Genomic DNA, 10,509 nt, shown 5'->3' on the forward strand with positions numbered 1-10,509 from the left:
CCGCCGGTCGTGACGACCCCGCCGCCGCCGTCGGTTCGGCCCGTGGCCAAAGTGAAGCGGCCTGCGGCACGACCCGCGACGGCTGCCCCGCCGGTGCGGCATTCGTCGGTGGTGACCACGACGCTGCTGATCACCGCGCCCGCGATCGTCGCCGGCGCCGCGCTGCGGCCACGCGGTCGGGCGGGGAGCATGGGGGGAGCCGGAGGCGGGTCGCGGTGAGCGGTCGACGCTCCCAGCGCTTTGTTCTTCCCATTCGGCTGTTGCATATCTCGACCCGAAGGACACTTACATGTCGCATTGGGCGGTTCTGGCGCTCGCGATGGCTGCGGTCTGTGCCGTCGTCCTCGCCATTGTCGTACTCAAGCAGCGCAGGCTGCCCGACGACGACGATCCGTCGGGGACGCCCGACGTCCTCGAATACATGACGATGATGATCGGCGTCATCTACGCCATCGTGCTCGGCCTTGCCATCGCGGCCGTATGGGAGGGGCGCGGTGCGGCCGAGGACGAGGTTCGACACGAGTCGCAGGCGTTGCACGAGGTCAGCGAGCGGGTCCGGGCCTATCCGGAACCCGTCCGCGACCGGATCAGGGCCGACATCGACGCCTACGTTGTCTATGTGGTCCACAAGGAGTGGGACTACATGGCCGACCACGGCGAACTGTCGCAGCAGGGGGCGGAACTGTTCGACAAGATCCGCTACTCGGTCACCGACTACGTGCCGGCCAACGACCAGGAAGCGCAGATGTACCAACCGATCCTCGACCAGATCGCGATCGCGGACGACGCGCGGCAAGGCCGAGGCGGTCAGGCGGGCGCCACCATGCCGGCGCTGGTGTGGTTCGGCCTTCTGATCGGCGCGGCGGTCACCGTCGGCATGGTCTTCACACTCCAGATCCGCAGATCCGCGCCGGAGTTGATCGTGGCCGGCCTGTTCAGCGCGCTGATCGGCTTTTTGCTGTTCCTGATCTGGGACCTCGACGCGCCATTCGGGCAGGGGATGACGGCCGCATCCGACGCGTTCGGAAACCTCTTCCCGAATGCGAAGTGACGTGGCGCGGCAGGCGCGCGCGACGAACTGGAACGACTGATAACGGGCCCGAGTTCGATCACTTCTGGCAGTAGTGGGACCAACACCGGCCGTGCGGTCCCACTACGGCCCCAGGGCCCTGACGCCAGTCACCGCAGTCGCAGCCCGGCCCGCCACGGTTCCACCGATACGAGCCCGGAGTCCAAGCCGGGAGCCTGAGCTCGGAGCCGGAGCCGGAGCCGGAGCCGGGAGCCTGAGCCCGGAGCCCAAGCGGGGAGCCCCGAGCTCGGAGCCCAAGCGGGAGCCCGAGCCCGGGCCCCGAGCCCGGGGCTCGGGGCCGTCAGTGCACCTCCGTGCGGGAAAGCCGGACGGCGCCGCCGAGCAACGGCAGCAGCAGCCAGACGCCGATCGCGGTGGCGAGCCTGGCCCACTCGCCGGCGGTGATCCCCGCGGCGTACAGCGGATCCATGGCGCGTCCGGGGTCGAGCCAACCGGCGACCGGGCGCACGGACTCGACCGTGTCGGACAGGATGCCCCACACGGTCGGCACCAGGAAGTAAGCCACGATCGCCAGCGGCGCGTTCATCAGCGCCAGGCCGAAAGCCACACCGAGCGTGACGCCCAGAACTGCTGCCAGGAGCATCGATCCGAGCATCGGCAGGGGTATCGACCAGCCTCCTTCGGCCCGATGGGTCGCCCCCGCCACCGCTCGGCCGATGGTCGCGAAGAGCAGACCCGCGACGGTGCCGAGGGCGGCCAGCGCCGCTCCCGCCGTGAGTTTGGCACCGAGCACTCGATGGCGGTCGGGGACCAGCGCGAACGTGGTCAAGGCGGTGCGTTGCGACCACTCGCCGGTGACCGCCAGGATGCCGAGCACGGGAAAGATCACCGCTACGCCCGCTTGGGACGACGCGAAGAAGTCTCCCCAACGACGCTCATCCTGTGGCGCGGCGGCCAGGGTGACCACCACCAGCGCCACGGCGACGAGCGCGACCACCGCCAACAGCCAACGGCCCGCCCGGGTGTCGGTCATCTTGCGCAACTCGACCTCGGTGAGCCGGGTGAGCGTGGGCGCGGGGACGGTGGTCATGCCCCGACCTCCTGGGACGTGGCGTGGCCGCGGTGGACGGCGCGCGCGGGGTCGGCGGGGTCGGTGGTGGCGGCCCTGACGGCGTCGGGGCCGTTGGTGGGGTCGGGACCGTCGGCGGTGTCGGCGCTTCCGGTCAGGGCCAGGAACATCTCCTCCAGGCCGTCGTGATCGGCCGGTCGCAGTTCGAGCAGCACGACGCCCGCTCCGGCGGCCGCTCGCCCGATCGCCTCGGCCGGCGCGTCCACCACGAAGGCGTCGTCGTCGGTGGGTCTCGGTGCGAGGTCGGCCGCGACGAGGGCCGTGTGCAGCGCGTGCGAGTCCAGGCCGCGCACCCGGATGCCCCCTCGGGCGGTGAGCAGTTCGTCCTTCGCGCCGTCGGCCACGATCCGGCCCTTGGCGATCATCACGATGTGGTCGGCCACCGCCTCCACTTCGCGTAGCAGATGGGAGGACAACAGGACCGTGCCGCCGCGGTCGGCGAAGTCCCGCAGGAGCGTGCGCATGTGGTAGATGCCCTCGGGGTCCAAGCCGCTCGTGGGCTCGTCCAGGATCAGTACGTCGGGATCGCCGAGGAGGGCCTGCGCGATGCCCAGCCGTTGGCGCATGCCGAACGAATAGCCGCCGACCCGGCGCCGGCCCGCCGTGCCGGTCAGGCCCACGACGTCGAGCAATTCGTCGACGCGGGCACGGTCCACGTCCAAGATGCGCGCACACAGTAGAAGCGTTTCGCGCCCGGTGCGGCCCGCGTGCTGAGCGCCGGCGTCGAGCAGCACGCCGACGTGTCGGCCAGGGTTGCCCAACCTGCGGTAGGGCACGCCCTTGACGGTGGCGTGGCCGGTGGTGGGCGGGGTGAGCCCGCAGATCATCCGCATCGTGGTGGACTTGCCCGCGCCGTTGGGCCCCAGGAAGCCCGTCACCGTCCCGGGCGTACAGGTGAAGGACACTGCTTGGACGGCGACGTGTTCGCCGTAGCGCTTGCTCAGGTTCTCGGCGGTGATCATGCCTTCAGCGTCGTCGCGCCGGGTGGCTTGGCGCAGCGGCCGAGAGGCCACACCTGCGGACGATGGTCGGTACTTGTGTCGACCAAGGGCGTACGCGGCTTTGCCGATCGTCGCGGCGGCGGCGGCCGGCGGCCGGGGTCAAGGGGCCGGAGGTCGGGGCCAAGGCCCGGGGCCGGCGGCCGGCGTCGCGTACGCGGCTCGGGTTGTTCAGGCGTCCGAGGCGTCGTGGACGAGGAGGGCGATCTGTACGCGGTTGTTGAGATCCAGTTTGGTCAACAGGCGGGACACGTACGCTTTGACGGTCGCCACGCTGATCGACAGTTCCTTGCCGATCTCCGCGTTGGTGTGGCCTTTGCCCACCAGCGCGGCCACCGCTCGCTCGCCCTCGCTGAGGCGGTCCAGGGCTGCTCGGGCGCGGGCTCGGCGTGGGTCGACGCCGGCTGCCGCGACGTAGGACATCATGCGGCGCAGGACGTCGGGGGAGAGCATCGGTTCGCCGGCCGCGACGCGGCGGATGGCGTCGACGATGTCGGGCGGCGGGGTGTGCTTGAGCAGGAATCCGCTCGCGCCCGCGCGCATCGCCTTGAGGATGTGATCGTCGGAGTCGAACGTCGTCATGACGATCACCTGCGGCGCCTCCGGTCGGGCCCGCAGCGTCGCGGTCGCGGCGAGGCCGTCCACGCGTGGCATCCGAATGTCCATCAGTACGACGTCGGGATGGTGTTCGTCGACCGCGACCAGGACGTCCGCGCCGTCGGACACCTCACCGACCACGCGCACGTCGGCGAGCCCGGACAGCATCATCGAGAGGCCGGCCCGGACCAGTGCGTCGTCGTCGACGACCAGGACACGAACGACGGCGTGGGAAGCGTTCACTTGGTCAACGGTAGCCAGACGGAAAGCCGGAAGTCGCCGGTGTCCGTGTGCCCGTGTTCCAATCGGCCGCCGATCAGCGCGACCCGCTCGCGCAGGCCGATCAACCCCACGCCCGCACCCGGGATGTCGCTGCTCGCCCGCCCGTGTGGCATCCGGTTGACCACTTCGATGGCGAGCCCTTCCTCGCCGGCCGGGGTCACGCTCACCCGCACGTGTGCCCCCGGGGCGTGTTTGCGTGCGTTGGTCAGGCCCTCCTGCACGATCCGGTATGCGTGACGCCCGGTGCGTCCCGACACCGACGGCAGGTGCGGCAGATCGAGTTCGACGACCGCGCCCGCTTGTCGGGACTCGTCGACCAGTGCGGGCAGATCGCTCAGCAACGGTTGCGGGCGCTCGATCCCGGCGTCCTCGGCCTCGTCGGGATGGGCCCGCAGCACACCGATCACCTCGCGCAGGTCCTCCAGTGCCTCGAACGCGCTTTGCCGGATGATCTCGGCGGCGCGTGCCTCCTCCGCCGACGCGCCCGGCCGGTACTGCAGGGCGCCCGCGTGGATCGCCAGCAGCGAGATGCGGTGCGCGAGCACGTCGTGCATCTCGCGTGCGAGCCGCTCGCGCTCGAGGTGGCGGGCCTCCTCGACGCGCAGTCGCTGCCCCTCCTCGGCCTGTCGGGCCCGCTCCCGCCAGGATGCGGTCAACTGCCGCTGCGACCGGATCAGCATGCCCGTCACGACGGCCGTCGTGATGAGCAGGGTCATCGCGAGGACGGCCTCCCAGTAGGCGCGCGGTGAATCGATGCCCACCCAGAAGGTGGCCGCGACGAGCGTGATCTGGAAACCGGCGACCGCCGAGCTGACCCGCCACGGGCGGTGGATCGCGAGGTTGAAGAGCACGATCGGGCTCGACCCCGTGACGGCCGCCGAGAAGAAACCGACGACCGCCCACGCGATCGACAACTCGGTCGGCCGACGACGGCGCAGCACGAGGAAGGCGGCGAACATCCCGGCGCCGAGCACCAGTTCGACGATTGCGTTCGGCGGTTGGCCGTCGTCGTCTCGGAGGGCCGAGGCCAGGATCATCGAGCCGAGGCCGAGGGCGGACAGGGCATACCCGAAGTCGGCGGCCCACGCGCGCATCGAGCGGGAGCCGGCAGCGGCGACCGACCCGGCGACCGACGCCGAGGCCGCTTCCCGCGCCTTGGCGCTCGAACCTTCAGGGTTCGAACCTTCAGGGCTCGAACTTCCAGCGTTCGAACCTCCAGGCCTGGAATTTCCAGGGCCGGAATTTTTCGGGGTCGAACTCCTCGGGGTCGAACTCCTCCGCACCTTGATCACACCTCACCCTAGGCAGTCGGCGAGGCGATCCGGCAGTCGTCGTGAGTCGAGCAGCGCATCGACTTTGGTCGCTCGGCCCGCGACCTACGACGAGGACGCGAGGGAGTCAGCGCGACCCATGACGAGGACGCGAGGGAGTCAGCGCGACCTATGACGAGGACGCGAGGGAGTCAGCCGATCTCCGACAGGCAGTACGTGCTGCCATACGTCGGGATGCCGTTGCGCGTCCAGTAGCTGGAGTACGAGTAGTCCGTACCGCTCACGTCGTCGCACGGTCGGCCGGCCATCAGATAGGGGAACACCCGCAACACCTTGAAGTTCGCCGCGGCGTCGGAGCATTTGACCGAGATCAACTCCTCCTGACTTCCTCCGGTGTTGATCTTGCCGCTCAGGCATTCGCCCTTGTCGTACGCCGTTTTCGTGCTCTCCGGGGTCGCGGTCTCGGAGGGGGTCCGGGACGGCCGCAGGGTCGGGGTCGCGGACTCGGTCTCCGACGGGGTCTCGCTCGCCCTCGTCGTCGGGGTGTCGAACACCGAGGACGACGCGGTTGCGGTCGCAGTCGCGGATGCGGACGCCGGCCCGGACGACCGTGCGGATGTGTTGCTCGTACCGTTCCCGTTCCCGTCGCACGCGACCAGCCCGGTGGCGGCGACCAGGACCGCGAGAGCACCGACGAGTACGCGCCCTCCACTCGACCCGAACAATTGCGCCATATCGTCCTCCTCGCGTGAGCGTTCCGCCCACGACCGAGGACCCGGCGCGGCGGCACGGCACCACCATGAAGGCACGGATCACCGCGAGGCAACGGCGGTTCGGACAATCAAGGGTGCTCCCTCACGTGTCTGTCACTCGTTCGTGTCAACTCGCCTCGTTCACTCCGCGATGCCGGGAGCCGGCGACCGAGGCGTGTAGCCGACGTCGACCGAAGTGGCGGTGAGTGCGCCGTTGCAGGCGTTGCAGGTCCATCGGGGGCGGAGCGATTCGCCGCATGTGCGGTGGGTGATCCGCACGCCGGCGAGGCCGTCGGCGCTGAAACGTTGTTCGGACCACGCGATCAGAAACGCGAAGGTCGGGAAGAAGTCGTGGCCCTTGGGGGTCAGTCGGTAGCCGGTGCGGCGGGACCCCTCCTGGAGCGGGGTTTTGGTGAGGATGCCCTGGTGGGTGAGCAGGCTCAGGCGCGTGGTCAGGGTGTGCGGGGCGGTGTCGGGCATCAGGCGTTGGAAGTCGCCGAAGCGGTGGATGCCCAGGAACGCGGACGCGAGGATCGATGTGGACGTGCGATCGGCGAGTACGGCCGCCGCTGCGATGGGGGCGTCGCCCCCGGCCGCCGAGGCCGAGCGGTGGTAGCGCCGGCGGGGGTTGGCCGCCTCGGCCGGTACCGCCGGGTCCCGAGCCGCTTCGGTGTCGCGTGCGCTCAAGCCGATCGCGCCGCATACGCCGCACCCGAAGACCGGGTCGAATCGGTGACCGCAGGTCAGGTGCCGAGGCCGTACCCGGACCCGGAGCGGTGAGTTCGGCGCCCACCGCCGGTCCCACGCGTTGATCGCCACGAACGCGGGCCACAGGTCCTCGCCCGCGTCGGTCAGCCGATACTCCTGGCGCGGCCCGTCCGCTTCGAGTACCCCGTCGGAGAGCAGGTCGCGCAGTCGTCGGGTCAGTACCGGGTCCGAGATCGCGAGCGCCGCCTTGAGGTCGCCGAAGCGCACCGGGCCCGCGAGCGCCTCGCGCACGATCAGCAGGTTCCACAGGTCGCCCATGACCAGCAGGCCGTGGCCGAGGGAGGTGGGGTGTGACGGGTGTGCGTGGGGCGTGGCGGGCGTGGGCGACGCGGATGTGGGGGGCGCGGACGAGGGGACTTGATCCATGGGCGAAGTATGTATTCCTTCGGTCGTGGCGAGCGCTTCCGGTGGCGCGACGGCGCCGTGCCCATCTACTTACACTCTAGAAGTATCAGCGCCGTCGGGTTAGCCTCCCGAAACAAGCACGTCCCCTTCCCGCGCGTTGGTTTCCGACCCCGGAGTGGCCATGAAGGACGTTGAAGCGTTCGTACTCAAGCCAGTGGACGAGCACGAGGAGAACCCGTATCTGCTCGGAGTCCACGCCCCGGTCGTGGATGAGATCAGCGCAGACGATCTGGAAGTGATCGGTGAGATTCCGCGCGACCTGAATGGTGTCTACCTGCGCAACGGACCCAATCGCCGCTATCCCGCGACCGGCCGTTACCACTGGTTCGACGGCGACGGCATGATCCATGGCCTGCACTTCGAGAACGGCCGCGCGCGCTACGTGAATCGGTGGGTGCGCACCGCCGCGTTCGAGGCCGAAAGCAAGGCCGGGCGAGGCCTGTGGACCGGTGTGATGGAGGATCCCGAGGCCAATCCGTTCGGCAACGGGCATGGGCTCGGGCTCAAGGACTCCGCCAACACGGACGTCACGTTCTTCAACGGCAGGCTGCTCGCGTCGTGGTACCTGTGCGGGACTCCGCGCTCGCTCGACCCGCTGTCCCTTGAAACGCTCGGCGCCGAGACCTTCCTGGGCACGCTGACCGGTGACTTCATGGCGCACCCCAAGGTCGACGAGAGCACCGGCGAGCTGTTCTGGTTCGACTACGGACCCGAACCCCCGTACCTGCGCTACGGCGTCGTCGGCCCGGACGGCAAGGTTTCGCACACGACCGCGATCGATCTGCCAGGGCCGCGTCTGCCGCACGACATGGCGATCACCGACAACTACGCGATTCTGATGGACCTGCCGCTGATCCAGAACCAGGAGGCGCGCCGCCAGGGCCGCTACAAGCTCGCCTTCGAGCAGAACCTGCCGTCGCGCTTCGGCGTCCTTCCGCGACACGGCGACGGTACGCGGATCCGCTGGTTCGAGGCCGCGCCCACCTACATCTACCACGTCGTCAACTCGTGGGAGGAGAACGGCGAGATCGTCATGGACGTCTGCCGGGTCAAGGATCCGCACCACCAGCCGAGGATCGACCATCCGTTGGCCCGGATGCTGGCCTACCTGCGCCTGGACGCCCAACTGTGGCGCTACCGCTTCGATCTGACGACGGGTCGAACCACCGAGGGGCCGCGCGACGACGACAACACCGAGTTCCCGACGATGGACTCACGCATGGTCGGAAAGCGCAGCCGCTACACCTACAACGTGCACATCGCGCGTGAGGACACCCTGCTCTTCGACGGCATCGTGCGCTACGACCTGCACACCGGCGAGCGCCAGGATCACCGCTTCGGCGCCGGGCGTTGGGGATCGGAGGCGCCGTTCGCGGCGCGTGACGACAGCACCGGCGAGGACGACGGCTACCTCGTGTCGTTCGTGACCGACGAACGAGAGGGCCGTTCCGAGGTGGTGGTGCTCGACGCCGCCGACCTGGCGGCGGGTCCCGTGTGTCGGGTACTGCTCCCGGTGCGGGTACCGGTCGGGTTCCACGCGACGTGGGTACGCGCCGACCAACTCGGGGGCCGGGTATGAGATTGCACAGCGAGGCCCGCGCGGCCCAGTACGCGCCGTGGTGGGGCGGCCCCACCTGGGACGCGCTGTTTCGCGCGCGCGTCGCGGAACGCCCCGACCGTACGGCGATCGTGGACCCGGCGAATCGCGCGGTACTCATGGATGGGCCGCCCAGTCGCCTCACCTGGGCCGAACTCGACGCCTACGTGAACGCGTTGGCTTCCGTACTCCTCGACCACGGCGTCGTTCGGGACACCGTCGTGGGCGTACAACTGCCCAACTCGGTCGAGCTCGCCGCTGCCTGTCTCGCGATCACCCGACTCGGCGCGATCGTGACGCCGTTTCCGGTCCAGTACCGCGAGTTCGAGCTTGAGGAGCTCGCCCGACTGGCCGACGTGCGGGTGTTCGTGACCGCGACCAGGGCGGGTTCGTGGCGCGCGGCGGAGGCGATCGTGGCGCTGCCGCTGTCGGGGATGCGCGCGGTGCTTGCGTTCGGCGACGACGTACCCGAGGGCGTCACCGGCTTGGATGTGGCCTTGGCGAAGGCTTCGACCCGGCGTCTGGAGCGCTACCTCACCGGCCTCGATCTCCACCCCGACGACTGCGTAACGATCTGCTGGACCTCGGGAACCGAGGCTGTGCCGAAGGGCGTTCCGCGGTGTGCCGACGACTGGGCGCCGATGGCCCTGGGCAGCGTCGATGCCGCTTCGCTGACCGGCGAGGACGTCCTGCTCAACCCGTTCCCGATGGTCAACATGGCCGGGATCGCCGGCATGTTCCTGCCGTGGTTGATGACCGGCGCGGTACTCGTGCAGCATCATCCGTTCGATCCGGGCGTGTTCGTCGAGCAGTTGGTGGCCGAGCGGGTCACGTACACGGTGGTGCCGCCCGCGCTGTTGACGATGATGTTGCGCCGCGACGATCTGCCGGAGGGTGTGTTGTCGTCGCTGCGTGTGGTGGGTTCGGGCTCCGCGCCGTTGACCGAGGAGATGACGGTGGGGTGGGCCGAGCGGTTCGGCATCGAGGTGATCAACTACTTCGGCTCCAACGAGGGCGCAAGCTTGGAGGCCGACCCGATCACCGTGCCCGACCGGCGCGACCGCGCGCACTATTTCCCGCGCTTCGGCTCTCCCCGGCACACGTGGTCCAACCGCGCTTCGCACGGCATGCGCAGCCGACTCGTGGACCCGGTCACCGAGAGCGAGATCACCGACGTGGGCGTGGCCGGTGAGTTGCGGCTCAAGGGGCCTGGTGTGTTCTCCGGGTATGTGACGCGTGATCAGCAGGCGCGCCTGGCCGCGTTCGACGACGACGGATGGTTCCGGACAGGCGACGTGTTCGCGTACGCCGCGGACGCGTCGGGCGATCCGTGTTGGCTGCGCTACGTCGACCGGGCCAAGGACATCGTGGTACGCGGCGGGATGAACATTTCCGCCGCCGAGGTCGAGGGCCACCTGATGGCCCACCCCGCGATCGACGAGGCGGCGATCGTGGCGGTCCCGGACGCGGTGCTCGGCGAACGCGCGTGCGCGGTCGTCGTGGTCGGGCCTGGCGCGCGCGTGCCGACCCTGGGGGACGTGACGGAGTTTCTGAAAGGGCGTCACATCGCGGTGTACAAACTGCCCGAGCGTCTGGAGGTGGTCGATGTGCTGCCGCGCAATCCGGTCGGGAAGGTGCGCAAGGTGGATTTGCGCAGGCGGTTTAAGGTGGAGGGCGAGG

Annotated in this window: 10 protein-coding genes; 3 read left to right on the plus strand and 7 right to left on the minus strand. The window is 69.6% G+C overall.

What is annotated here, in order from left to right:
* A partial coding sequence (locus GT354_RS55505) for a hypothetical protein (protein WP_237536279.1) occupies positions 1-191 on the minus strand: 191 nt, incomplete at its 3' end.
* Between the two features lie 98 nt (positions 192-289).
* Between GT354_RS55505 and GT354_RS51505 the strand changes: the two genes are divergently transcribed.
* Entirely contained in the window at positions 290-1,051 is a 762-nt protein-coding gene (locus GT354_RS51505; RefSeq protein WP_161365337.1) for a DUF4239 domain-containing protein, read from the plus strand.
* A 319-nt stretch (positions 1,052-1,370) separates the two neighbouring features.
* On the opposite strand, the gene GT354_RS51510 is transcribed toward GT354_RS51505, so the two are convergent.
* The 6 genes from GT354_RS51510 to GT354_RS51540 all read right to left on the minus strand — a co-directional run bounded on the left by GT354_RS51510 (position 1,371) and on the right by GT354_RS51540 (position 7,193).
* Positions 1,371-2,120 (minus strand): ABC transporter permease, encoded by a 750-nt coding sequence (locus tag GT354_RS51510; protein WP_161365340.1) that lies wholly within the window; start codon positions 2,118-2,120, stop codon positions 1,371-1,373.
* The gene (locus GT354_RS51515) at positions 2,117-3,121 is read right to left on the minus strand and encodes an ABC transporter ATP-binding protein (protein WP_161365343.1); all 1,005 of its coding nucleotides are present in this window, start codon (positions 3,119-3,121) and stop codon (positions 2,117-2,119) included. The genes GT354_RS51510 and GT354_RS51515 overlap by 4 nt, the downstream gene beginning before the upstream one ends.
* Positions 3,122-3,328: 207 nt before the next feature.
* Entirely contained in the window at positions 3,329-3,997 is a 669-nt protein-coding gene (locus GT354_RS51520; RefSeq protein WP_161365345.1) for a response regulator transcription factor, read from the minus strand.
* The gene (locus GT354_RS51525; RefSeq protein WP_161365347.1) at positions 3,994-5,130 is read right to left on the minus strand and encodes a histidine kinase; all 1,137 of its coding nucleotides are present in this window, start codon (positions 5,128-5,130) and stop codon (positions 3,994-3,996) included. Before GT354_RS51525 ends, GT354_RS51520 begins: the two co-directional genes overlap by 4 nt.
* 368 nt (positions 5,131-5,498) lie before the next feature.
* Entirely contained in the window at positions 5,499-6,041 is a 543-nt protein-coding gene (locus GT354_RS51535; protein WP_161365351.1) for a hypothetical protein, read from the minus strand.
* Positions 6,042-6,200: 159 nt separating this feature from the next.
* Positions 6,201-7,193 (minus strand): winged helix-turn-helix transcriptional regulator, encoded by a 993-nt coding sequence (locus tag GT354_RS51540; RefSeq protein WP_161365354.1) that lies wholly within the window; start codon positions 7,191-7,193, stop codon positions 6,201-6,203.
* Between the two features lie 160 nt (positions 7,194-7,353).
* Between GT354_RS51540 and GT354_RS51545 the strand changes: the two genes are divergently transcribed.
* The gene (locus GT354_RS51545) at positions 7,354-8,811 is read left to right on the plus strand and encodes a carotenoid oxygenase family protein (protein ID WP_161365356.1); all 1,458 of its coding nucleotides are present in this window, start codon (positions 7,354-7,356) and stop codon (positions 8,809-8,811) included.
* The coding region (locus GT354_RS51550) for a class I adenylate-forming enzyme family protein (protein WP_161365358.1) at positions 8,808-10,509 on the plus strand (1,702 nt) is incomplete at its 3' end. The genes GT354_RS51545 and GT354_RS51550, both read left to right, overlap by 4 nt.

Source organism: Streptomyces sp. SID3343 (assembly GCF_009865215.1).
GTDB lineage: Bacteria > Actinomycetota > Actinomycetes > Streptomycetales > Streptomycetaceae > Embleya.

Bases quoted from the DNA above. Each gene is read 5' to 3' on its own strand.
- GT354_RS51505 (WP_161365337.1), top strand. From the start codon at position 290: ATGTCGCATTGGGCGGTTCTGGCGCTCGCGATGGCTGCGGTCTGTGCC.
- GT354_RS51510 (WP_161365340.1), bottom strand. From the start codon at position 2,120: ATGACCACCGTCCCCGCGCCCACGCTCACCCGGCTCACCGAGGTCGAG.
- GT354_RS51515 (WP_161365343.1), bottom strand. From the start codon at position 3,121: ATGATCACCGCCGAGAACCTGAGCAAGCGCTACGGCGAACACGTCGCC.
- GT354_RS51525 (WP_161365347.1), bottom strand. From the start codon at position 5,130: ATGCGCGCGTGGGCCGCCGACTTCGGGTATGCCCTGTCCGCCCTCGGC.
- GT354_RS51535 (WP_161365351.1), bottom strand. From the start codon at position 6,041: ATGGCGCAATTGTTCGGGTCGAGTGGAGGGCGCGTACTCGTCGGTGCT.
- GT354_RS51540 (WP_161365354.1), bottom strand. From the start codon at position 7,193: ATGGATCAAGTCCCCTCGTCCGCGCCCCCCACATCCGCGTCGCCCACG.
- GT354_RS51545 (WP_161365356.1), top strand. From the start codon at position 7,354: ATGAAGGACGTTGAAGCGTTCGTACTCAAGCCAGTGGACGAGCACGAG.